The organism is Embleya sp. NPDC005971 (assembly GCF_040629175.1).
Taxonomy (GTDB): Bacteria; Actinomycetota; Actinomycetes; order Streptomycetales; family Streptomycetaceae; genus Embleya.
In genome coordinates this window covers 1-22,332 of the sequence record NZ_JBEXUX010000025.1, presented here as the reverse complement: position 1 = coordinate 22,332, position 22,332 = coordinate 1, and the positions used below count along the sequence as shown (strand labels likewise).

Sequence of the window (22,332 nt, the reverse complement as noted above, 5' to 3'; positions counted from 1 at the left end):
TTGTGCGCCTTTGTCGACTCGGGGGAGTAGCCGAAACGCTTCTGCACAGCGTGCGAGCAGCGCCGTCCGAGTCTGCCTACCTTGGAAGTCGAGCCGGTGCAGGGCCGGTTCGCACGACCTCGGGGAGGCCGACATGGCGGTGGAACTGACGAAGCGGCGGCTGCCGGCGGAATACGTGACGCGGTCCGTCGTGCTGGGTCGCGGCTGGACCCAGGGCGCCATCGCGAGATTCCTGGCCGCGCCGGACGGGACGATGGCCAATCAGCGCTATCGCGGGTCGCCACCGACCCGGTTGTACGCGCTGGCGCGGGTGCAGGCGGTCGAGGGCACGCGCGAGTGGCAGGAGTGGTTCTTCACGGTGCGGCGGCGCGGGGCGGCCGCACCGGTCGTCGACGGTGCGGGGGCGGGTGGAACGCGTAAGGGGGACGCGGGGGTTGCGGTCGGTCCGCATGTCGGAGCCGAGCGAGATGCTGGGGTGGGTCGAGATCGGGCCTCGGAGGGTTTGCAGGACTCGATGAGCGCGATGAGTGCGAAGAGCGTGAAGGATTCGACGCTCTCGAAAGGCTCGAAAGGCTCGAAAGGCTCGAAAGGGGAGGTCGCATGAGCCACACCGTGCATGTCAATCCACTGCGCTGGTTCACCGATGGCGAGGGTGGCCTGGAGTTCGTCGAGTCGTTCGGCACGCCGGTGCCGGCCGATCTGCTGGAGGAGGCGCGGGCCGCCGGCTATCCGGGAGTCGGCGACGTGCTGGCGGTGTTGCGTGGCGAAGGACTGTCCGCGCGTTGTTGGTTCACCCTGTGGGCGGATGACGCGGAGGTGCCGGATCCGTTGCCGGCGCGGCCGGGGGCGGCCGACGGCGACCACCTGGGCGGGTTCGCGATCGCGGTCGCGGGGGAGCGTAAGCGGATCGGCGCGGACGAGCCGGTGTCCGGGCTGACCTTCCGGGCCCCGGGGGTGGGCGCGGCGGAGCGGGCGGTGGCGGCGCTGGCCGAGGCGTTCGGCCCGCAGGTGATGTGGGCCGGGGATGTCGGCGACGTGGTGGTGGTGCCGCGCGGGCTGACCGCGGCCCGGGTGCGGGGGCTGCGGGTGGGGTGCGACATGGCCGATTCGTGAGGGATCTGCCCCTGTTCGTGGGGGTGGCCGATCTGGGACCGTAGGCCGGTGAAGCCCCCGTGAGGGGGCGGCCACCCGACTCGCTCGACTGCTGGGAGCCCTTGCCATGCCCTTCTCGCTGTTCGGTCGCAAGAAGTCGAAGCCGGACTCGTCGGCGGCTGCCGAGCCCCCCGCCACCGCACCCCCTGCCACCGTGCGCAGCGGCACCGGCTCGGCGGTCTCCCTCGACAAGATCGAACGCTCCGCACCCGGGTTGGTCAGCCTGTACAAGGCGGCCGGGGTCAGCCTGGAGAAGAACCGGCTGGCGGGTGTGCGCGCCGCGGTCTACCTGGTGCTCGACCGCTCCGGCAGCATGGCGCCGTTCTACAAGAACGGCAGCGTACAGGCGCTCGCCGACCGGGTGTTGGCCGCGGCCGCGCACTTCGACGACGACGGCACGGTGCCGGTGATCTTCTTCGACACGAAGGCGTATCGGGCCGAGGAGATCTCGCTGGACAACTACGGTGGCCGGATCGCCGCGCTGCACAAGAAGCTCGGGCACATGGGCACCACGGACTACGTGTCCGCGATGGAAGCGGTGATCGCGCACTACCGCTCGTGTGGCGCGACCGACCCGGCCTTCGTGATCTTCCAGACGGACGGGGCGCCGAACAACGCCAAGGCCGCGGAGAAGGCCATCTGCAAGGCGGCCGAGTTGCCGATCTTCTGGCAGTTCATCGGCTTCGGCCGGGACGAGTTCCGGTTCCTGCACCGACTGGACGACCTGCCCGCGCCCAAGTACCGCGTGGTCGACAACGCGGGCTTCTTCGAGGCCGGTTCGGACCCGAGGCGGATGCCCGACGGCGAACTGTTCGACAGCCTGATGAACGAATTCCCCGAGTGGCTCCAGACCGCGCGGGCGGCGGGGGTGCTTCGCTGAGGTTGTGGCGCGGCGGTGGGGTGGGCCGCGGGGCGGTTGCGGGCGGGGGCGATGGCCGGGCGAGGGGTGCTTTCGGTGGCCGGGCGGCCGGTGTTCGGGCATGGGTGCGGTGTCCGGTGGGGCCGGTGCGGCAGCGGTGCGGGGACCGGCGGGGTGGGCCGTCGGGCGGCGCCTCGTGCCCGGGCGCGTCGGGGGTGGGGGTTAGGGTCGGAGGGTGGATTCCGATCTTTTCACCGCCGCCGCCGAGGCCCGGCAGGCCAAGGACCCCTCGCTCGCGCCGCTCGCCGTGCGGATGCGCCCGCGCGACCTGGACGAGGTGGTCGGCCAGCGGCATCTGCTGGGTGAGGGATCGCCGCTGCGCCGGTTGGTGTCCTCGGACAGTCGGGTCACCGCGCCGTCCTCGGTGATCCTGTGGGGGCCGCCCGGCACCGGCAAGACCACGCTCGCCTACGTGGTCAGCCATGTCACGAAGCAACGTTTCGTTGAGTTGTCCGCGATCACGGCGGGCGTCAAGGAAGTGCGCGCGGTGATCGAGGAGGCGCGTCGGCAGGCGGGGGCGCAGGGCCGCGACACGGTGCTGTTCCTGGACGAGATCCACCGCTTCTCCAAGGCCCAGCAGGACTCGCTGCTGCCCGCGGTGGAGAACCGATGGGTGACGCTGATCGCGGCGACCACGGAGAATCCGTACTTCTCGATCATCAGCCCGCTGCTCTCCCGCTCGTTGCTGCTGACCCTGGAGTCGTTGACCGACGACGACCTGCGCGAGGTGGTCCACCGCGCACTCGCCGACGAACGCGGACTCAAGGGCACGCTCACCCTCGACCCGGACGCCGAGGAGCACCTGCTGCGCATCGCGGGCGGTGACGCGCGACGGATCCTGACCGCGCTGGAGGCGGGCGCGGGCTCGGCGGCCGACAAGGGCGAGGACACGATCACGCTGACCACGCTGGAGAGCGCGGTGGACCGGGCGGCGGTGCGCTACGACCGGGACGGGGACCAGCACTACGACGTGGCGAGCGCGTTGATCAAGTCGATCCGGGGCTCGGACGTGGACGCGGCGCTGCACTACCTCGCGCGGATGGTCGACGCGGGGGAGGACCCGCGCTTCATCGCCCGGCGGCTGATGATCTCGGCGAGCGAGGACATCGGGATGGCCGATCCGACCGCGTTGCAGATCGCGGTGGCCGCCGCGCAGGCGGTCGCGCTGATCGGTTTCCCCGAGGCGCGGATCACGCTCTCCCAGGCGACCATCCACCTGGCCCTGGCACCGAAGTCGAACGCGGCCTATCTGGCCATCGACGCCGCGCTCGGCGACGTCCGCAAGGGCCTGGCCGGTCCGGTGCCGCCACACCTGCGCGACGGCCACTACAAGGGCGCCGCCAAACTCGGCCACGCCCAGGGCTACGTCTACCCCCACGACGTCCCCGGCGGCGTCGCGGCCCAGCAATACGCCCCCGACGCCATCCACGGCCGCACCTACTACGAACCCACCCGCCACGGCACCGAAGCCCGCTACGCCGACATCGCCACCTGGACCAGATCCCGCCTCACCAACGCCACCCCGGACGAGTAGGCCCGGCCCGGCAGACCCGAGTGTGGCCGTGCGGCCCGCCCTCGGCCGCCGCCGGCCAACCCACATCCGGCAACCCTCGGCGCATCCGCACCGGTAGCCGATCGTCCCGCGCCCCGACTGCCACCGGGCCGGCCCCTGCCCGGAAGCCTCCGCTGCAGCCCTGCCCCTGCCGCCCTGCGCCCATCGATCGTCCCCGCCTCGGTCACCGCCGGCCGACCCGTGTCCGGCAACTCTCGGCGCGGCCGCGCCGCCCGCCGATCGTCCTGGACCTCGGCTGCTACCGCCCGGGCCAACCCCCACCCGGAACCCCTTGCCGCCGCCGCGCCGTCTGTCGATCGGCTCCCGTCGCCGACCGGTGTCCGGCAGCCCTCGGCGCATCCGCGCCGGTCACCGATCGTCCCGCGCGTCGGCTGCTTCCGCCCGGGCCAACCCCCGTCCGGAAGCCCTTGCCCCGGCCGCGCCGTCTGTCGATCGGCTCCCGTCGCCGACCGGTGCCCGGCAGCCCTCGGCGCATCCGCGCCGGTCACCGATCGTCCCGCGCGTCGGCTGCCGCCGGGTCGGCTCCTGCCCGGACGCCTTCGCTGCCGCCCTGCCGCCCGTCGATCGTCCCGCGCTTTGGCTGCCGCCGGTCGTCCCTGTCCAGAAGCCTGCCCCACCGGGCCACCGCCCGGCCGCGCCGCGCCGCCGTTCCGCCGCCCCGGCCTGCGGCCCCGCGCGGTCGGTCCGTTCGCTCGCCGTCTGCCGTCCGCTGCCCGCGCCGGGCGACGGGCTTGGGTGGTGGGTTGTTGTTCGCTGGGAGTGGTGGGTGGGGGCGGGGGTCCGTCTTGCGGGGGAGGCAGGGGCCGTTCGGTGGGGCCGGCGGGGGATGGGGAGGCCGTGGGATGGATGGGGACGCCGTACCGGTGGGGGACGCGCCGGGGGGTGGGGGCGGCCGAGGATGGCGGCATCCCATCGCTCGGTTCGGTCTCTCGGGGGCTGCCCATGTTTCGTTTTGCTCTGCGCAATGTCGTCGCGTACAAGGCCAGATTGGCGATGACCGCCGTCGCCGTGCTGCTCGGGGTCGCATTCGTGGTCGGCACCCTGGTCCTGACGGACACGTTGAGCCGGGCCTTCAAGAACAGCGCCTCCAAGAGCTTCGCCGACGTTTCCGTCGCGGTGATCGACGACAACGTCGACCGCACCGGTCCCCGCGAGCACGGCCGCCCGGACCCCACGCTCACCGAGGACACCCTCGCCCGACTGCGCGCGCTGCCGGGGGTCGCGCGGGCGCGGGGCGTGCTGGAGGGCTTCACCGGCGTGGTGGACCGCGACGGCGACCTGCTCGGATCCGGGTGGAGCACCATCGGGACCAACTTCGTGCCGACCGCCGGTGGAGTCGACCCGCGCTTCCCGATGCGTGCCGGGCACGGGCCCACGAACGAGCGCGAGATCGCGTTGGACGCGCGGACCGCGGCCGGGGCCGGCTTCCGGGTCGGCGACACCGTGCGGATCGCGCTGCGCGGTCCGGTGGTGGAGACCCGGCTGACCGGCGTGTTCGGGACCGACGACCCGAGGGTGTCGGCGGGCGGCTCGCTGGTTCTGTTCGACACCGCGACCGCTCAGCGACTGCTGGTCGCGCCCGGCCGATACGGCGAGATCGACCTGACCGCGGCCCCCGGTACGAGCGAGACCGCGCTGCGCGACGCGGCCGCGCGGGTGGTGCCCCGCGTCGACAATCTGCGGGTGGATTCCGGACGGGCGCTCGCCCGCGAGCAGATCGACCAAATCGAGGCCGGTACGCGGCAGATGACCGTCGCACTGCTCGCCTTCGCCGGCATCGCGCTGTTCGTCGCCACCTTCATCATCGCCAACACCTTCACCATGCTGGTCGCCCAACGCACCCGCGAACTCGCCCTGTTGCGCGCGGTCGGCGCCCGACGCGGACAGGTCACCCGAATCGTGCTCGCCGAGGCGGCGGCGGTCGCCGCGGCGGCGTCGCTGCTCGGCCTGGGCGCCGGAATCGCGCTCGCGGGGGTGCTCCGGTCGCTGCTGGAGCGGTTCGGCGCGCCGCTGCCCGCCGGCCCGATGATCGTCGAGGGCCGCACGATCGTGGTGGCGCTGCTCGTGGGCTCCGGCGCCACCCTGCTCGCCGCCTGGCTGCCCGCCAGGCGCGCGTCCCGAATCCCGCCGGTCGCCGCACTGAACACCGTCGAACAACCCGCCGGCCCCGGCGGCCTGCGTGGGCGCAGCGCCACCGGCGCACTGATGACCGCCGTCGGCGCGGCGCTCACCGCGTACGGCCGCTCCACCGCCGCCGACAGCGGCCGCGTGCCGGTGGCCGTCGGGGTCTTCCTGGTCCTGGTCGGCATCCTCCTGCTCACCCCGCTGTTGTCCCGGCCGGTGATCGGGGCGGGCGCGCCGTTCCTGGACCGGCCGTTCGGCACGGCCGGTCGACTGGCCCGCCGCAACGCCGTGCGCAACCCCCGCCGCACCGCCGCCACCGCGTCGGCGCTGACCATCGGCCTCTCCCTGATCGCCGGTCTGACCATGCTCGGCGCGTCGATCCGGCAGGCCGTCGAGGAACGCGCCATCGCCGAGGTCGCGGCCGACTACCGGATCAAAACCGTCAACGGCGCGCCCGTCGACCCGAGCGTGCTCGACGCCGTCGTCCGTGTGCCGGGGGTCACCGCGACGTCCCCGCTGATCCGGGACACGGTGACGCTGGACGGTCGCAACGCCGCGGTGATCGCGGTGGATCCCGCGGCGATCGAACGATTGCTCGCCCTCGGCGGCACGCCGGACGCCGCGGCGGCGCTGCGCCGAGGCGAGATCCTGGTCACGGCGGACACCGCGAAGCAGCGCGGTTGGCGAATCGGCTCGGTGGTCCCGATCGACTATCCCGACGGCACCCGGGGCCGCGTCACCATCGGCGGATTCCAGGGCGATCTCGAACAGTTGACCAAGGTCACCGTGCCGGCCGCGCTGATGCGGGCACATTCCACCCACCGCGACATCCGGTCGATCCTGGTGCGGACCGCCGCCGGCGACGACGCGCGGACCACCCGCACGATCGAGCGGGCGATCGGCGACAACCCGTTGATCATGGTCGAGGACCGCACCGACATCCGGCAGTCCATCAGCCGCAGCGTCGACCTGTTGCTCCGGATCATGTACGGGTTGTTGGCCATGGCCGTGCTGATCGCGGTGCTCGGGGTGATCAACACGCTGGCCATGTCGGTCTTCGAACGCAGGCGTGAGATCGGGATGTTGCGCGCGATCGGCTTCGACCGCTCGCGGGTCCGCACCATGGTGCGACTCGAATCGCTGGTGATCTCCCTCTTCGGCGCGATCCTCGGGGTGACCGTGGGCACGTTCCTCGCCTGGGGCATCCTGGGCCCGCTGCGTGGCAAGGTGCCCGGTCTGGTGCTGGTCGTCCCCTGGGACTCGGTCGGCGTATTCCTCGCCCTCGGAGTGGCCGTGGGCGTCGTCGCGGCGGTCTGGCCCGCGCGTACCGCGGCCCGTGCCGCCGTGCTCGGCGCGATCGGTGCCGAGTGAGCCGGACCGGCCCACCCTGCGCGCCGAGCGAGCACGAGCGGCCCACCCGCCGCCCGCCGCGGGTCAACCCACCATCGCGCGCAGCCCGTCCGGAGCCGGCATCGTCATCGCCCGGGCGATCTCCGGGTCCGCGGTGCCGGTGACGGCGCCCACCACGGTGCGGCGGATCAGGTCGGTCCAGGCCGGAGCCCGACGCACCATCGCGTGGCCGTCCGCGAGTTCGAAGCGGCAGACCCGCTCGGAGACCTCCCGGGCGGCCAGCGCGTAGCGGTGCGAGGCCTTCGGGCTGGTGGTGTGGTCGGCCGTACCGTGCACGATCACCACCTCCCGGCCGGCGAGGTGCTCGTACGGCTCGTCGTCCTCGATCCACGGCGCGAGGGCGCAGACCGTGCGCACACTCTCGTGCTCGGCCACCCGCAACGCGGTACGGCCGCCCATCGAGTGGCCGACCAGGGTGACCTCGGCCTGCGGATACCGGCTCCGGATGCCGTCGAGCGCCCACCACGCGTCCTGGACCGGATCGTGATCGGGCTCGTTCCACCCGCGCACCCGGTAGCGCAGCAGCCAGGTGGCGGCACCCTCCGCGCGGGTGGCCCGATGGATGCCCCGGGCGATCGGCACCATCCGGCGGTAGGCCAGATTGCGGGTCGACGCCGGTTGCCGGCTGCGCGCGCGACCGCCGGGCAGGACCAGGACGACCGCGCGAACGTCCGTCCCGCTCGGCGGCGACCAGGTACGCAGCGCCGCGAGCGGCCCGGTGGATGCGTGCGCGTCCGGCATGCGGAGCCTCCATACTTCCTGCCCGGTCCGGCCGTCCGGACCCCGTCGTCGAGCCGAGGCGGCAATCCCCGCCCGCCGGCCCCAATCCCCGAACGCCCCCGCCGCCCACGTCGTTCCCGCCCCCACCCACGAACCCCCACGTCCGGCAGGCGCGGGGCCGGGTCCGGCGGTCAGAAGCCGCGGGTGCGCTTGGAGGCCGGGCGCATCTCGCGGCCGGTGCGCGGGGGCGGGGACGGGAGCACGAAGCGGGCGGCCTCGGAGCCGACGTTGACGCCCGCCGCCAGCGCCAGGGCCAGCGACGCCGCGTTGACCAGGCTGCGCCAGCCCGTGTCGGTATGGCCGAGGGCCAGGCCGAGCATGCCCTGATACATCGCGCTGCCCGGCAACATCGGGCCGATCGCCGGGATCACGTACGGCAGCGCCGACGTCCCGTGCCAGCGCGCGAGCAACTGCCCGAGCAGCCCGAGCAGTCCCGTGGCGACGGCGGTCGCGAGCACCGGCGCGGCGCCCGCCTCGCGCAGCACCTGGAACACCGCCCAGCCGATCGCGCCGCCCGCCGCGGCGAGCGGCAACAACACCCGCCGTACCTGGACCAGCACCGCGAAGGTCATCGACACCCCGCCCGCCGCCAGGAGTTGCACCAGGCGGGGGTTGGCGTTGAGGTTGAACGTGCCTTCGACGTTGAACTTCACGCCCACCTGGTCGCCGATGTAGATCACGATCGAGATGCCGACGATGATGCCGACGATCAGGTAGAAGACCTCCAGCAACCGGGCCGCGGCGGTGATGTAGAAGCCGGTCAACCCGTCCTGGACGGCGGCGACCAGGGCCCGCCCGGGCAACAGCGCGAACAGGCCGCCGGTGACCACGGCATACGGATTGATCCCGACGCCGACCTTGATCATCGTCACCGTGATCGCGGCGGCCGGCATCGAGGCGAGCACGAACTGGTAGAACTCCGGGACGCCGCGGTCGGAGAGCAACTGCGCCAGTCGCTCGCCGATCAGCGCCGCGACGCAGGCCGCGATGGCCACGATCACCCCGCCGCCGACCATGACGCTGGCGAAGGCCGCGATCAGCCCGGCGGACAGCAGCAACAGGTTGCGCGGATAGGGGTGTCGGTTGCGGCGGATGTCGGCGAGCCGGTGGTACGCCTCCTCCAGGGTCAATTCGGCGCCGGTGATGTCCGAGACCAACTGGTGCGCCTCGTCGAGCCGGGTGTAGTCCACCGCGCGCCGCCGGACCACCCGTTCGCCGGTGACCGGCGGTTCGACCAGGGACGGCTGGTAGGACAGGGTGATCGCGACGAAGGTCACATTGGGTTGGCAGCGTTCCAGGCCGTACGCGTCGGTGATGCCCAGCATCGCCGCCTCGACGTCCTCCCCGCCCTCGCCGCTGGCCAGCAACAATTCGCCGGTACGCAGCGCCAGGTCGAGCACGCGCGGCACCGAGGGGCCGGCCTCCGGCTTCTCCGGCGCGGGCACGATCGGGATGCTCGCGGTGTGCCCGCTGAACCGCAACTGGGTGCGCAGCCGGTCCTGCCACGGGCTGGCCCCGGAGCGAGGCGTCGGCCGGGGTTCCGGCTCCCAGGGGGCGCGGGGGCTCGGATGGTCGCGGCCGTCCCCGTCCGCAGGTTCCTCCGGCCTGTGCCGCGAATGTTGCTCCGACACCCCGTGTGGTCCCTTCCGCCGTTCGCGTCGCGGTCGTCCCGCGTCGGCGGTCTCGCGCCCGGTCCGCCGGGGCGAGCCGCCCGGGTGGATCGCCACCCGGTGCCGCGACCGGAAACGTTAGCCGGTCCCCGGCACCCGATACGGCGCACCACGACGCGGCCGGGTGCGCGGCACGACGCCGCCGCGCCCGGGCGCGCCGGATCGCGCACCACCGTGCCCGACCCCGTACGACCGATCCCGGACCGGGAGACTGCCCGCGCCCGGGCGCATCATGCGACCCGGAAACGCCGCCCCGTCCCGACCGGCACGGCAGCGGCCCGAAATCACGCCTGCCCGTGCACCCCCTGCAGCAACCGGCGCAGCGCCTCACCCAGTTGCATCGGACCCGAGACCGGCGTCTCGAACTCGAACCGCACATCGCACGTACGCTCGGGCCCGCCGGTGCGCAGCCGGATGCCGTGCCGGTCCAGCGACACCGGCGCGACCCGCTCGTCGCAGGCCGGCGCGCCCGCCAGGCTCGCCAGCCGGCACAGGTCGTTGCCGTGGGCGGCGGCGAGGTGCTGGAGCAGTTCGGCCTCGTGGACCGCCAGCGGGTCGGGCTCGGCGTCCGCGTACTCCTCCGGCTCGACGTGCCCGGTGCCCCACAGGTCGTCGACCAGCACTTCGCCGACCTCCAGACGCACGATGGTGCCCGCCCGCGGGGACGCGGTGGGGTCCTGGGCCGACTCGGCGAGCAGGGTGGCGGCCCGGTCGGCGTCGGCGCCGGTGGGGATGCTCAGCCAGCCCGCGATCCAGCAGTGCGCGCGGACCCGGTGCGGCACGGCGACCGGCGCGACGTCCACCAGGTGCAGCACGGCGGCCACGTCCTCGCGCGAGGTCAGCACGACCGCGGCGGTCTCGCCCGGGACGAGCAGCAGCAGCGACCCGTCCGGCTCGACGACTCGGGCGGCCGGGACCACCGGTTCCTCCCGGTCGCCGGGCAGCTCCAGGGTGGCCGACCCGGCGAACGCGGCCAGCGTGCGGGCCCGCTCGGCGGTCAGCGGTCGTCGGGAAGAGAGATCGGTACGCCCGGCGTTGGCCTCGGTGGGAACAGACATGGCGTCCTCCAGGTGCGGCGCTCGTTTGCGACCCCTGTGTGGGCTACCGAACGCATCGTCGTTAAGGTTAGGCTTACCTAAGTGCACCGATCTTGGCAAGGCGACCCGCGTCACGGCGGCCCGAGCGAAGGCGCCCCCCGAGGGACCGCCGACGCGACCGGGCCGACCGCGGCGGCGACCCACACCCAGGCGGCCCACCAGGACGACCCACACCGAAACACCCCCGCACGGAGGACCCGACTGTGAATCAGACCCGACCGAAGATCCGGCGCAGCCGTGCGCTCGGTGTGGCGCTCACGCCCAAGGCCGCGAAGTACCTGGAGAACCGGCCCTACCCGCCGGGCGAGCACGGTCGCGGTCGCAAGCAGTCCTCGGACTACAAGACCCGGCTGATGGAGAAGCAGCGCCTGCGCTTCCAGTACGACATCTCCGAGGTCCAGATGCGGGCCGCGTTCGACCGGGCCAACAAGCACGCGGGCAAGACCGGCGACGAACTGGTGGTCGACCTGGAGCGCCGGCTCGACGCGTTCGTGCTGCGCGCGGGCTTCGCGCGCACCGTCTACCAGGCGCGCCAGATGGTCACCCACGGCCACATCGAGGTCAACGGCGGCAAGGTGGACAAGCCGTCCTACCGGCTCAAGCCCGAGGACATCGTCGGGGTGCGCGAGCGCAGCCGGACCAAGCCGCTGTTCCAGGTGGTCCAGGCCGGCGGGTTCGCCGCCGCCGAGACCCCGCGTTACATCGAGGCCCGGCTGGACAAGCTGATGGCCCGGCTGGACCGGCTCCCGCAGCGCCGTGAGGTCCCGGTGATCTGCGACGAGCAGTTGGTCGTCGAGTACTACTCGCGCTGATCCGCGAGCGCGCTCCGCGCGAAACGCGAGCCGCATCAAGTCGACACACGCGCCACACCGACCGCGCGGGTTTCCTCGGACGAGGAGACCCGCGCGGTCGCGGTAGGGTCGGGTTTTCCGAGGCGGCCACGCATGTCTGCCGCCTCGACTGATCCCACTCATCAAGGAGCGCATGACGGTGTCGGGTGGCGAAGTCGCGCTGATGATCATCGCGGTTTTCTGGGCGATCCTGGTCGCCTTTCTCGCGGTGGCTCTGGTCAAGCTGGCGAAGGTGCTCAAGGAGGCCACGACCCTGGTCGCAGGGGTGGCGGACCGAGCCGTTCCGCTGCTCGACGAGGTGACCGAGACGGTCCGGGCGACGAATGCCCAGATGGGCCGGGTCGACCAGATCGCGGGCAACGTGCAGACCATGACCACGAACGCCACCGCGCTCTCCTCCACGGTCGCCGCCACCCTGGGCGGCCCGCTCGTGAAGACCGCCGCGTTCAGCTACGGCGTCCGCCGCGCGCTCTCCGCGCAGCAGCGAGCCGAACTCGGCCGCCGGGTGCGGATCGCGGCCAAGGCGCAGAAGGTCGCACGGCAGCGCAGCATGCGCGGGAGGGGCTGACCGATGGCGAGGCTGTTCTGGATCGCGGTCGGCGCCGGTGCCGGCGTCTGGGCCGCGCGCAAGGTCAAGGACAAGGCGTACAAGTACACGCCCGAGGGCGTCGCCGACAATGTCACCGGCATCGGCGAGGCGATCAAGTACTTCGCGGACGAGATCCGCGCGGGCATGGCCGAACGCGAGCAGGAGCTCTACCGCGCGATCGGCGCGGACGTGGCCGCCGCGTCGTTGCCGCCCGCTCCGGTGCGGCGCGTGTTGCCCGGCAGCCGCGAACCGCACGACGACTGGCACGACGGGCGTGATCTGTACGACCCGCGTGAGCTGTACGAAGGCAAAGCAAGGTACGACCGAAGGGACGGCAGCTGATGGAATCGGCAGAGATCCGCAAGCGCTGGCTGCGCTTTTTCGCAGAGCGCGGACACACCGTCGTCCCCTCGGCCTCGCTGGTCGCGGACGATCCCACGCTGCTTCTGGTGAACGCCGGCATGGTGCCGTTCAAGCCGTACTTCCTCGGGGAGGTCAAGCCGAGCTTCAAGCGCGCCACCAGCGTGCAGAAGTGCGTGCGCACCCTCGACATCGAGGAGGTCGGCAAGACCACCCGACACGGGTCGTTCTTCCAGATGTGCGGCAACTTCTCGTTCGGCGACTACTTCAAGGAAGGCGCGATCGGCTTCGCCTGGGAGTTGCTCACCAACTCGATCGAGGAGGGTGGCTACGGGCTGGACCCGGAGAAGTTGTGGATCACCGTCTACCTCGACGACGACGAGGCCGAGCGCATCTGGCGGGACGTGATCGGCGTGCCCGCCGAACGCATCCAGCGGCTGGGCAAGTCGGAGAACTTCTGGTCGATGGGCGTGCCCGGACCGTGCGGTCCGTGCTCGGAGATCAACTACGACCGCGGCCCCGCCTACGGCGAGGAGGGCGGCCCGGCGGTCAACGGTGAGCGCTACCTGGAGATCTGGAACCTGGTCTTCATGCAGTACGAGCGCGGTCCGGGCACCGGCAAGGACGACTACCCGATCCTGGGCGAGCTGCCCGCGAAGAACATCGACACCGGGCTCGGCCTGGAACGCCTCGCGTGCATCCTGCAGGGTGTCGACAACCTGTACGAGATCGACACGTCGCGGATGATCCTGGACCGCGCCGCCGACCTCGCGGGCAAGACCTACGGCCGAGACCACAAGGACGACGTCTCGCTGCGCGTGGTGGCCGACCACGTGCGCACCGCCGTGATGCTGATCGGCGACGGCGTGGTGCCCGGCAACGAGGGCCGCGGCTACGTGCTGCGCCGGATGATGCGCCGGGCGATCCGCAACATGCGCCTGCTCGGCGCCTCCGGCGAGACGCTGCACGACCTGGTCGAGACCACGATCAAGGCGATGGGTCCGCAGTACCCGAACCTGATCGAGGAGGCCGAGCGCATCGACGCGGTCTCGGTGGCCGAGGAGAAGCGCTTCCTGACCCGCCTTCAGGAGGGCACCGCACTGCTCGACGAGTCGATCGTCAAGGCGAAGAGCTCCGGCTCCGCGGTGCTCCCGGGCGAGGTGGCGTTCCTGCTGCACGACACCGAGGGCTTCCCGATCGACCTGACCCTGGAGATCGCCGCCGAACAGGGCCTGGCGGTCGACGAGGACGGCTTCCGCCGGCTGATGAACGAGCAGCGGCAGCGGGCCAAGAAGGACGCCCAGGCGCGCAAGCAGGGGCTCGCCGACCTCTCCGTCTACCGCGAGGTGGCGGACTCGGCCGGTGGCACCGAGTTCACCGGCTACCACGACACCTCGGGTGAGGCGACCGTGGTCGGCCTGCTCGTCGACGGTGTGCCCGCGCCCGCCGCGCACGAGGGCGACGAGGTCGAGGTGATCCTGGACCGCACCCCCTTCTACGCCGAGGGCGGCGGCCAGCTCGCCGACACCGGCCGGATCCGGCTGGACACCGGCGCCGTGGTCGAGATCCGCGACGTGCAGACCCCGGTGGCCGGCGTCACGGTGCACCGCGGCCGCGTGCAGGTCGGCGAAGTCCTGGTCGGCGCCCAGGCGTCGGCCCGGATCGACAACAACCGGCGGAACGCCATCGCGCGCGCCCACAGCGCGACGCACCTGACCCACCAGGCGCTGCGCGACGCGCTCGGCCCGACCGCGGCGCAGGCCGGCTCGGAGAACGCGCCGGGCCGCTTCCGGTTCGACTTCGGCGCACCGGGCGCGGTGCCCGGCAGCGTGCTCACCGACGTCGAGCAGAAGATCAACGAGGTGCTCGCGCGCGACCTGGACGTCACCGCCGAGGTGATGTCGATGGACGAGGCGAAGAAGCAGGGCGCCGTGATGATGTTCGGCGAGAAGTACGGCGACCGGGTCCGCGTGGTCACCATGGGGGACTACTCCAAGGAACTGTGCGGCGGCACGCACGTGCACAACACCGCCCAACTGGGCCTGGTCAAGCTGCTCGGCGAGTCCTCGATCGGCGCCGGCGTGCGTCGGGTCGAGGCGCTGGTGGGCGCCGACGCGTACAACTTCCTGGCGCGCGAGCACACCATCGTCAACCAGCTCACCGAAGTGGTGAAGGGCCGCCCGGAGGACCTGCCCGAGCGGGTCGCCTCGATCATGGCCAAGCTGCGCGACGCGGAGAAGGAGATCGCGGCGCTGCGCGGTGCCCAGGTGCTCCAGGCCGCCGCGGGTCTGGTGGACGGTGCCCAGGACGTGCACGGCGTCGCACTGGCGACCGCGCAACTGCCGGACGGCACCACGCCGGACGACCTGCGCAAGCTCGCGCTGGACGTGCGCGGCCGGCTGGCGGCGCGCCCGGCGGCGGTCGCGGTGGTGTCCGTGGTGAACGGCAAGCCGATGGTCGTGGTGGCCGCCAACGAGGCCGCGCGCGAGCGTGGCGTCAAGGCCGGCGAGCTGGTGCGGGTGGCCGCGCAGACCCTCGGCGGTGGTGGCGGCGGCAAGGACGACGTGGCCCAAGGTGGCGGTTCGGACCCGACCAAGGTGGCCGACGCGCTGGCCGCAGTCACCCGGACAGTCTCCGAACGCGCCTCCTGAGTCGTCCCCTACCCTCGTTCCCCCGGTGTGTGTGGAAGTCTGGAACCGGACTCCCGTACCACCGGGGGACTTGTATGACCGGGCGGCATGCCCGAATAGTTCAATGACGCAGAGTTCTGTGACGGAGAGCCGACCTTGAGACGCGGAGTACGAATTGCGGTCGACGTGGGAGACGTTCGGATCGGCGTCGCGGCCAGTGATCCGCACGGCTTGATCGCCACCCCGGTGGAGACCGTGCCCGCAGGCAAGCGCGACATCGCCCGGGTCCTGGAGATCGTCGCCGAGTACGAGGCGATCGAGGTGGTGGTCGGACTGCCGCGTTCGCTCTCCGGCAAGGAGGGCGCCGCAGCGGCCAAGGCCCGGCTGTTCGCCGGCCGCCTGGTCGCCGCGCTCGACCCGGCGATCGGAGTACGCCTGGTGGACGAGCGGTTGACCACCGTCACCGCCACCCGCGGTCTCCAGGCGTCCGGCGTCAAGGCGAAGAAGGCCCGCGGCGTCGTCGACCAGGCGGCCGCGATCGTGATCCTGCAAAACGCGCTCGACACCGAGCGCGGTTCCGGACGTCCTCCGGGCCTGGCCGTGTCACCTGCCCCGGCCGGGTCCGTCTCCGACTCTGAAAGGCCCACGGCATGAGCGATCTCGGACTGCGCATGGAGTCGGAGCCGCGCAGCCGGCGACGCGGTAAGGACGACAACTCACGGGGCGGCCGGCGCGGCCGGGGCCGGAAGAAGAAGAACCGCAGCGGTTGTGCGGTCTCCCTCGCGCTCGTGATCGTCCTGGCCGTCGTCGGCGGCGGTGGCTACTGGGCCTACGGCTTCCTGAAGGACCGTTTCGGCCCGCCGCCGGACTACAGCGGCAGCGGCTCGGGCACGCTCGTGGTCGAGATCAAGCAGGGTTGGGCCACCCCCCAGATGGCCAACGAGCTGAAGCGGGCCGGCGTCACCAAGAGTGTCGAGGCGTTCACCAAGGTCGCCCGCGAGGACAAGGACCAGCGCGCGTCCAAGATCCAGCCCGGCGCGTACACGATGGCCAAGCACATGTCCGCCAAGGCCGCCTTCGAGATCCTGGTCAACCCGAAGAACAAGCAGGACTTCATCCTCAAGCCCGGCGCGCGCTCGGCCCAGGTCTTCGAGTCGCTGGCCAAGACGCTCAAGGTGCCGAAGGAGAAGGTCGAGGCCGCCGCGAAGGACCCCTCGCTCGGACTGCCGGACTACGCCAAGGGCAACATCGAGGGCTTCCTGTTCCCGGCGTCCTACGTCGCGGCCCCCGGCATGGACCCGCTCGTGGTGCTCAAGGACATGGTCGCCAAGGCGGTCAAGGAGTACGACAAGGACGGCCTCCCGGCGAAGGCCCAACAACTGAACAAGTCGCCGTACGACCTGATCATCATCGCCAGCCTGGTCGAGGCCGAGGGCAAGACCACCGACGACAAGGGCAAGGTCGCCCAGGTCATCTACAACCGGCTCGGCAAGAACATGTCGCTGGGGCTGGACTCGACGGTCAACTACTACCTCGGCAAGAGCAACATCCAGCTCACCAACAAGGAACTCAACGACGCGAGCAACCCCTACAACACGCGCGTCAAGAAGGGCCTGCCGCCCGGTCCGATCGGCAGCCCGAGCAAGGCCGCGATCGACGCGGCGGTGTCGCCGCCGGCGGGCAAGTACCTGTACTTCGTCACCGTCGACCCGATCGCGGGCACCACGAAGTTCACCGACAACGACAGCGAATTCCAGGAGTTCAAGGGCGAGTTGAACAAGTGGATCAAGGAACACCCGAGCCCGTGACGACCCCGACACCGACCCCGATCCCGCGCCGGGCCGCCGTGCTCGGCTCGCCCATCCGGCACTCGTTGTCGCCGGTCCTGCATCGGGCCGCGTACGCCGAACTGGGCCTGACCCACTGGTCCTACGACGCGTTCGAGGTCGACGAGCCGGCCCTGCCGGGCTTCGTCGCCGAACTCGACGCGTCCTGGGCCGGGTTGTCCTTGACCATGCCGCTCAAGCGGGCGATCCGTCCGCTGCTGGACGAGATCGAGCCGGTCGCGCGCGACGTGGACGCGGTGAACACCGTGGTGTGCGCCGCCGACGGCCGGCGACTCGGTGCGAACACCGACGTGCCGGGCCTGGTCGCGGCGCTGCGCGAACGCGGCGTGCACCGGGTCGAGTCGGCGGCCGTGCTCGGCGCGGGCGCCACCGCGACCTCGGCGCTGGCCGCGTTGCGCGAGATCACCGACGGGCCGGTGCGGGTGTACGTGCGCGGCGAGGAGCGGGCCCGCGAGATGCGGGTGGCGGGCGAGCGGCTGGGCGTCGCGGTGCGGGTGTGCTCGTGGACCGAGGCGGCCGAGGCGCTGCGCGCGCCGCTGGTGGTGGCCACCACGCCCAAGGGCGCGGTGGACCACCTCGCGATCGAGGTGCCCACCGGGCCCGGCGTGCTCTTCGACGTCGTGTACGACCCGTGGCCCACCGCGCTCGCGGGTGCGTGGGGCCACGCGGGCGGCACCGTGGTGGGCGGGCTCGACCTGCTCGTGCACCAGGCGGTGCTCCAGGTCGAGCTGATGACCGGACGGCCGGGGCCGTTGGCCGCGATGCGCGCGGCGGGCGAGGCGGCGTTGGCGGGGCGGGGTTGAGCACACGGGGTTGATCGGTCGGGGTTGATCGGCGCGAGCCGATGGCCGCCGGGGTCCGCGTGACCCGGGCGGGTCGAGGCGGGCGGGTCGAGGCACGGCCGGTCGAGGCCGGGCGGATTTCGGCCCGACCGATCGGGGTGCCCTCGGTCGAATCCGTCGTCCCCAGGCAGCGGGATCCTTGCGATCATCGGATCGGCCCTGGGTACGACGGAACGTGACCGGCATTGGATTCTGCGTATCGTCACAGGCGTGTTCCTCGGCCTCACTCTCGTTTGCGCGCTGCTCGGCTTCGTCGCCGGGCTCGGTCTGCCCCGTCCCATCCATCTCCTGCTCGGTCAGGGCGCCGGCCCGGGGCCGCGCTCGCCGGTCGTCGCCGAACCGGTGACGGCGGCCACCGGGCGGTTCGGTCCGCTGCCGGTCGCCGCGCTGACCGCCCTGGTCTGCGCCCTGCTGGCCTGGCGGCTCGGGCCGGGCCTGGACCTGCTCGCGTTCCTGGTGCTCGCGGTCGCCGGCATCACGCTGGCCATCGTGGACGTGCGCACGTTGCGATTGCCCGACCCGGTGCTGCTGGTGACGCTGGCCACCGGGTTGACCCTGCTGGGCATGGAGTCGCTCGCCCTGGGCGACTTCACCGCCTACCGACGGGCCCTGCTCGGCGGCGTCACGCTGGCCGGATACCACGTGTGCCTGGCCGCGCTGTCCCGCGGCAGCCTGGGCATGGGCGACGTCAAACTCGCCGGCGTGCTCGGCCTGCATCTGACCTGGCTGGGCTGGGGCGTGCTGGTCACCGGCGCGTTCCTGGCGTTCCTGCTCGCCGGGCTCACCGCGACGGTGCTGATCTCGGCCGGGCGGGTGCGTCGGGACAGTCGGCTGCCGTTCGGGCCCTGGCTGCTGCTCGGGGCGCTGGGCGGGGTGTTGTGCGGCACCGAGTTGTCCCGATTGCATCTCGCCTGGTGAGACGACTCCGGCTCGCGCGGCGGCTGTCCGACACCTGGACGCGGCGATGAGGGCCCGCCGCCGGCATGAAAGGATTCGGGTGGACATCCGCCGGGCGCAACCGGGACGGCCCCCGTGGCATCCCCCGGACGCGGTATGCGGCAAGCGCAAAAAGGAGCATTCGTGGGCAACCTACGCTGGCTGACCGCCGGGGAGTCGCACGGCCCCGCACTCGTGGCCACCCTCGAAGGGCTGCCCGCCGGCGTGCCCATCACGACCGACCTGGTCGCGGACGCGCTCGCGCGCCGCCGGCTGGGCTACGGGCGCGGCGCGCGGATGAAGTTCGAGCGCGACGAGGTCACCTTCCTCGGTGGCGTCCGGCACGGCCGCACCCAGGGCGGCCCGGTGGCGATCATGGTCGGCAACACCGAGTGGCCCAAGTGGGAGACGGTCATGTCGGCCGACCCGGTGGACCCCGAGGTGCTCGCCGCGCAGGCCCGCAACGCCGCGCTGACCCGGCCCCGCCCCGGCCATGCCGACCTGGCCGGCATGCAGAAGTACGGCTTCGAGGACGCCCGGCCGATCCTGGAGCGGGCCAGCGCCCGGGAGACCGCCGCCCGGGTCGCGCTCGGCGCGGTCGCCAAGGCGTTCCTGGAGCAGGTGGCCGGCATCCGGATCGTCAGCCACGTGGTCGAGTTCGGTGCGGCCAAGGCACCCGCGGGCGTGCTGCCCGGCCCCGACGACACCGAGCGCCTGGACGCCGACCCGGTGCGCTGCTACGACCCGGACGCCTCGGCCGCGATGGTCGCCGAGGTGGACGACGCGCAGAAGGCCGGGGACACCCTCGGCGGCGTGGTCGAGGTGCTCGCCTACGGGCTGCCGCCGGGCCTGGGCAGCCACGTGCACTGGGACCGTCGGCTCGACTCGCGGCTCGCGGGTGCGCTGATGGGCATCCAGGCGATCAAGGGCGTCGAACTCGGCGACGGCTTCGAACTGGCCCGGGTGCGCGGCTCGAAGGCGCACGACGAGATCGTCAACACCCCCGAGGGCGCCAAGCGCACCTCGCACCGCTCCGGCGGCGTCGAGGGCGGCATGTCCACCGGCGAGGTGTTGCGGGTGCGTGCGGCGATGAAGCCGATCGCCACCGTGCCCCGCGCACTGGCCACCTTCGACGTGCGCACCGGCGAGCCCGCGCAGGCACACCACCAGCGCTCCGACGTCGCGGCCGTCCCGGCCTCCGGCATCGTGGCCGAGGCGATGGTCGCGCTCGTGCTGGCCGACCTGGTCACCGAGAAGTTCGGCGGCGACTCGGTCGCCGAAACGACCCGCAACGTGCGCGGCTACCTGGACGCGCTGGAGATTCGGTAGCGCGATGGCGGACACCGGGGACGCAGGGGACATCGAGACGGTGCACAGCGAAGACGAGGGCGCCCGCCCGCTGGTGGTCCTGGTCGGGCCGCCCGGCGCGGGCAAGACGACGGTGGGCCTGCTGCTCGCCGAGGCGCACGGGGTCGGCTTCCGCGACACCGACGCCGACGTCGAGGCGCGGGCCGGCAAGTCCATCCCGGACATCTTCGTCGACGAGGGCGAACCGCACTTCCGGACGCTCGAACACGAGGCGGTCGCCGCGGCCCTGGTCGAACACACCGGTGTGCTCGCGCTCGGCGGCGGCGCGATCCTGGACGACGCCACCCGGGTGCTGCTGAAGGGGCATCGGGTGGTCTTCCTGGAGGTCGACATCGCGGACGCGGTCAAGCGGGTGGGGCTGGACGCGCCGCGCCCGCTCCTGGTGGGCAACCCCAGGGCCCGCTGGCGCGAGTTGATGGAGCAGCGCCGACCGCTGTACACCGAGGTCGCCGCCGTCACGGTGAACACCGCCGGGCGCACCCCGCAGGACGTGGCAGCCGAGATCCGGGTCGGCCTCGGCCTCGCCGGACGGACCGCCACCGACCCGACCCCATCCGGGCGGACCGTGCCCGAGAAAGACGTGAATCGATGAGCGGCAACCCCTCCGAGCCCGTCCGGATCCGCGTCGGCGGCAGCGCGGAGCCCTACGACGTGCTCGTCGGCGCCGGCCTGCTCGGCGAACTCGCGGGCCTGATCGGCACCGCCGCCCGCCGGGTGGCGATCCTGCACCCCGAGGCGCTGACCGCAACCGGCGAGGCGGTCCGCGAGGACCTCGCGGCGCAGGGCTACGAGGCGATCGCGATCCAGGTGCCCAACGCCGAGGAGGCCAAGGACGTCGCGGTCGCGGCGTACTGCTGGTCGGTGCTGGGGCAGACCGGCTTCACCCGCTCCGACGTGATCGTCGGCATCGGCGGCGGCGCCACCACCGACCTCGCCGGCTTCGTCGCGGCCACCTGGCTGCGCGGTGTGCGCTGGATCGCGATGCCCACCACACTGCTGGGCATGGTCGACGCGGCCGTCGGCGGCAAGACCGGCATCAACACCGCCGAGGGCAAGAACCTGGTCGGTGCGTTCCACCCGCCCGCCGGCGTGCTCGCCGATCTGGCCACGCTGGAATCGTTGCCGCGCAACGACTACGTCAGCGGACTCGCCGAGGTGATCAAGGCCGGCTTCATCGCCGACCCGGTGATCCTGGACCTGATCGAGGCCGACCCCGAGGCGGCCCGCGCCCCGCAGGGCAAGGACACCGCCGAGCTGATCACCCGCGCCATCCGGGTCAAGGCCGACGTGGTCTCCGGCGACCTCAAGGAAGCCGGCCGACGGGAGATCCTCAACTACGGCCACACCCTCGCGCACGCGATCGAGAAGGCCGAGCGCTACAAGTGGCGGCACGGCGCGGCGGTCAGCGTCGGCATGGTCTACGCGGCCGAACTGGGCCGAATCGCGGGCCGCCTGGACGACGCGACCGCCGACCGGCACCGCACCGTGCTCGCCTCGGTCGGCCTGCCGCTGACCTACCGCGGCGACGCGTGGCCCAAGCTGCTGGAGACCATGCGCGTGGACAAGAAGTCGCGCGGCGACATGTTGCGCTTCATCGTCCTGGACGGCTTGGCCAAGCCGGTCGTCCTGGAGGCTCCCGACCCGACCTTCCTGGTCGCCGCCTACGCCGAGGTGTCGGCGTGAGCGCGCGCCGGGTGCTCGTGCTCAACGGCCCCAACCTGGGCCGACTGGGCAGCCGCGAGCCCGACGTCTACGGCGCCACGTCGTACCAGGCCCTGGTCGCCGAGTGCGCGCGGCTCGGCGCCGAACTCGGCTTCGCCGTCGAGGTCCGCGAGACCAACGACGAGGGCGAGATCATCCGCTGGATGCACGAGGCCGCCGACGGCCGCGTCCCGGTGGTGATGAACCCCGGCGCCTTCACGCACTACTCGTACGGTCTGCGCGACGCGGTGGCCCAGCGCACCGCGCCGTTCATCGAGGTACACATCTCCAACCCGTACGCGCGCGAGAGCTTTCGCCACACCAGCGTGGTGGCCGCGGTCGCCAGCGGCACCATCGCCGGTTTCGGCATCGGCTCCTACCGGCTCGCGCTGCGCGCACTGGCCGAGGAACTCGACGGCTGACCGGGACGGGGGGGGGGGGGGGGCCCCCCCCCGGGGCCCGGGGCCCGCCCCCCCCCCCCCC

General features: G+C 72.5%; 20 protein-coding genes. 17 read left to right on the top strand and 3 right to left on the bottom strand.

Annotated features, from left to right (window positions below; genetic code table 11):
* Window positions 1–133: 133 nt before the first annotated feature.
* The 5 genes from ABZ374_RS22445 to ABZ374_RS22425 all read left to right on the top strand — a co-directional run bounded on the left by ABZ374_RS22445 (window position 134) and on the right by ABZ374_RS22425 (window position 7,139).
* A complete protein-coding gene (locus tag ABZ374_RS22445) occupies window positions 134–604 on the top strand; it encodes a hypothetical protein (RefSeq protein ID WP_360313717.1) in 471 nt (156 codons plus the stop codon).
* Window positions 601–1,113, top strand: a complete 513-nt coding sequence (locus tag ABZ374_RS22440; RefSeq protein WP_360313715.1) for a hypothetical protein — start codon at window positions 601–603, stop codon at window positions 1,111–1,113. The genes ABZ374_RS22445 and ABZ374_RS22440 overlap by 4 nt, the downstream gene beginning before the upstream one ends.
* A gap of 106 nt (window positions 1,114–1,219) precedes the next feature.
* Window positions 1,220–2,032, top strand: a complete 813-nt coding sequence (locus ABZ374_RS22435; RefSeq protein ID WP_360313713.1) for a VWA domain-containing protein — start codon at window positions 1,220–1,222, stop codon at window positions 2,030–2,032.
* Window positions 2,033–2,246: 214 nt separating this feature from the next.
* Window positions 2,247–3,605, top strand: a complete 1,359-nt coding sequence (locus tag ABZ374_RS22430) for a replication-associated recombination protein A (protein ID WP_360313711.1) — start codon at window positions 2,247–2,249, stop codon at window positions 3,603–3,605.
* A 981-nt stretch (window positions 3,606–4,586) separates the two neighbouring features.
* Window positions 4,587–7,139: an FtsX-like permease family protein gene (locus ABZ374_RS22425; RefSeq protein WP_360313709.1), complete on the top strand. Its 2,553-nt coding sequence runs from the start codon at window positions 4,587–4,589 to the stop codon at window positions 7,137–7,139.
* A 63-nt stretch (window positions 7,140–7,202) separates the two neighbouring features.
* Here the strand turns inward: ABZ374_RS22425 and ABZ374_RS22420 are convergent, their stop codons facing one another.
* From ABZ374_RS22420 to ABZ374_RS22410, 3 genes are all read right to left on the bottom strand, one after another.
* On the bottom strand, window positions 7,203–7,919 hold the full coding sequence (locus tag ABZ374_RS22420; protein WP_360313707.1) for an alpha/beta fold hydrolase: 717 nt from the start codon (window positions 7,917–7,919) through the stop codon (window positions 7,203–7,205).
* A gap of 170 nt (window positions 7,920–8,089) precedes the next feature.
* Window positions 8,090–9,589 carry a threonine/serine exporter family protein gene (locus tag ABZ374_RS22415; RefSeq protein WP_360313705.1) on the bottom strand — a complete coding sequence of 500 codons (1,500 nt, stop codon included), beginning with the start codon at window positions 9,587–9,589 and terminating at the stop codon, window positions 8,090–8,092.
* Between the two features lie 323 nt (window positions 9,590–9,912).
* Complete coding sequence (locus ABZ374_RS22410) at window positions 9,913–10,686, bottom strand: DUF2470 domain-containing protein (protein ID WP_360313703.1); 774 nt, start codon at window positions 10,684–10,686, stop codon at window positions 9,913–9,915.
* Between the two features lie 242 nt (window positions 10,687–10,928).
* Here ABZ374_RS22410 and rpsD point away from each other — a divergent pair, with 242 nt between their 5' ends.
* The 12 genes from rpsD (at window position 10,929) to aroQ (ending at window position 22,271) form a co-directional block, all read left to right on the top strand.
* Window positions 10,929–11,537, top strand: coding sequence for a 30S ribosomal protein S4 (gene rpsD / locus ABZ374_RS22405; protein ID WP_360313701.1), 609 nt, complete (start codon window positions 10,929–10,931; stop codon window positions 11,535–11,537).
* 172 nt (window positions 11,538–11,709) lie between these two features.
* A complete protein-coding gene (locus tag ABZ374_RS22400) occupies window positions 11,710–12,144 on the top strand; it encodes a DUF948 domain-containing protein (RefSeq protein WP_360313699.1) in 435 nt (144 codons plus the stop codon).
* A 3-nt stretch (window positions 12,145–12,147) separates the two neighbouring features.
* Window positions 12,148–12,507, top strand: coding sequence for a DUF6167 family protein (locus tag ABZ374_RS22395; protein ID WP_360313697.1), 360 nt, complete (start codon window positions 12,148–12,150; stop codon window positions 12,505–12,507).
* Complete coding sequence (alaS, locus tag ABZ374_RS22390; RefSeq protein WP_360313695.1) at window positions 12,507–15,176, top strand: alanine--tRNA ligase; 2,670 nt, start codon at window positions 12,507–12,509, stop codon at window positions 15,174–15,176. The genes ABZ374_RS22395 and alaS overlap by 1 nt, the downstream gene beginning before the upstream one ends.
* A gap of 135 nt (window positions 15,177–15,311) precedes the next feature.
* Window positions 15,312–15,809 carry a Holliday junction resolvase RuvX gene (ruvX, locus tag ABZ374_RS22385; RefSeq protein ID WP_360313693.1) on the top strand — a complete coding sequence of 166 codons (498 nt, stop codon included), beginning with the start codon at window positions 15,312–15,314 and terminating at the stop codon, window positions 15,807–15,809.
* Window positions 15,806–16,963: an endolytic transglycosylase MltG gene (gene mltG / locus ABZ374_RS22380; protein ID WP_360313691.1), complete on the top strand. Its 1,158-nt coding sequence runs from the start codon at window positions 15,806–15,808 to the stop codon at window positions 16,961–16,963. The genes ruvX and mltG overlap by 4 nt, the downstream gene beginning before the upstream one ends.
* Window positions 16,960–17,805: a shikimate dehydrogenase gene (locus ABZ374_RS22375; RefSeq protein ID WP_360313689.1), complete on the top strand. Its 846-nt coding sequence runs from the start codon at window positions 16,960–16,962 to the stop codon at window positions 17,803–17,805. The genes mltG and ABZ374_RS22375 overlap by 4 nt, the downstream gene beginning before the upstream one ends.
* 249 nt (window positions 17,806–18,054) lie before the next feature.
* Window positions 18,055–18,762: an A24 family peptidase gene (locus ABZ374_RS22370; protein WP_360313687.1), complete on the top strand. Its 708-nt coding sequence runs from the start codon at window positions 18,055–18,057 to the stop codon at window positions 18,760–18,762.
* Window positions 18,763–18,924: 162 nt separating this feature from the next.
* Window positions 18,925–20,109, top strand: coding sequence for a chorismate synthase (aroC, locus tag ABZ374_RS22365; protein ID WP_360313685.1), 1,185 nt, complete (start codon window positions 18,925–18,927; stop codon window positions 20,107–20,109).
* Between the two features lie 4 nt (window positions 20,110–20,113).
* A complete protein-coding gene (locus ABZ374_RS22360) occupies window positions 20,114–20,740 on the top strand; it encodes a shikimate kinase (RefSeq protein ID WP_360313683.1) in 627 nt (208 codons plus the stop codon).
* On the top strand, window positions 20,737–21,831 hold the full coding sequence (gene aroB, locus ABZ374_RS22355) for a 3-dehydroquinate synthase (protein WP_360313681.1): 1,095 nt from the start codon (window positions 20,737–20,739) through the stop codon (window positions 21,829–21,831). Before ABZ374_RS22360 ends, aroB begins: the two co-directional genes overlap by 4 nt.
* Complete coding sequence (gene aroQ / locus ABZ374_RS22350) at window positions 21,828–22,271, top strand: type II 3-dehydroquinate dehydratase (RefSeq protein WP_360313679.1); 444 nt, start codon at window positions 21,828–21,830, stop codon at window positions 22,269–22,271. The genes aroB and aroQ overlap by 4 nt, the downstream gene beginning before the upstream one ends.
* Window positions 22,272–22,332: the final 61 nt, after the last annotated feature.

Coding starts and splice junctions, on each gene's coding strand:
- ABZ374_RS22435 (WP_360313713.1), top strand. CDS start 1,220: ATGCCCTTCTCGCTGTTCGGTCGCAAGAAGTCGAAGCCGGACTCGTCG.
- ABZ374_RS22410 (WP_360313703.1), bottom strand. CDS start 10,686: ATGTCTGTTCCCACCGAGGCCAACGCCGGGCGTACCGATCTCTCTTCC.
- ABZ374_RS22360 (WP_360313683.1), top strand. CDS start 20,114: ATGGCGGACACCGGGGACGCAGGGGACATCGAGACGGTGCACAGCGAA.
- ABZ374_RS22420 (WP_360313707.1), bottom strand. CDS start 7,919: ATGCCGGACGCGCACGCATCCACCGGGCCGCTCGCGGCGCTGCGTACC.
- ABZ374_RS22425 (WP_360313709.1), top strand. CDS start 4,587: ATGTTTCGTTTTGCTCTGCGCAATGTCGTCGCGTACAAGGCCAGATTG.
- ABZ374_RS22440 (WP_360313715.1), top strand. CDS start 601: ATGAGCCACACCGTGCATGTCAATCCACTGCGCTGGTTCACCGATGGC.
- alaS (WP_360313695.1), top strand. CDS start 12,507: ATGGAATCGGCAGAGATCCGCAAGCGCTGGCTGCGCTTTTTCGCAGAG.
- mltG (WP_360313691.1), top strand. CDS start 15,806: ATGAGCGATCTCGGACTGCGCATGGAGTCGGAGCCGCGCAGCCGGCGA.
- aroB (WP_360313681.1), top strand. CDS start 20,737: ATGAGCGGCAACCCCTCCGAGCCCGTCCGGATCCGCGTCGGCGGCAGC.
- ABZ374_RS22400 (WP_360313699.1), top strand. CDS start 11,710: ATGACGGTGTCGGGTGGCGAAGTCGCGCTGATGATCATCGCGGTTTTC.
- ABZ374_RS22445 (WP_360313717.1), top strand. CDS start 134: ATGGCGGTGGAACTGACGAAGCGGCGGCTGCCGGCGGAATACGTGACG.
- ABZ374_RS22395 (WP_360313697.1), top strand. CDS start 12,148: ATGGCGAGGCTGTTCTGGATCGCGGTCGGCGCCGGTGCCGGCGTCTGG.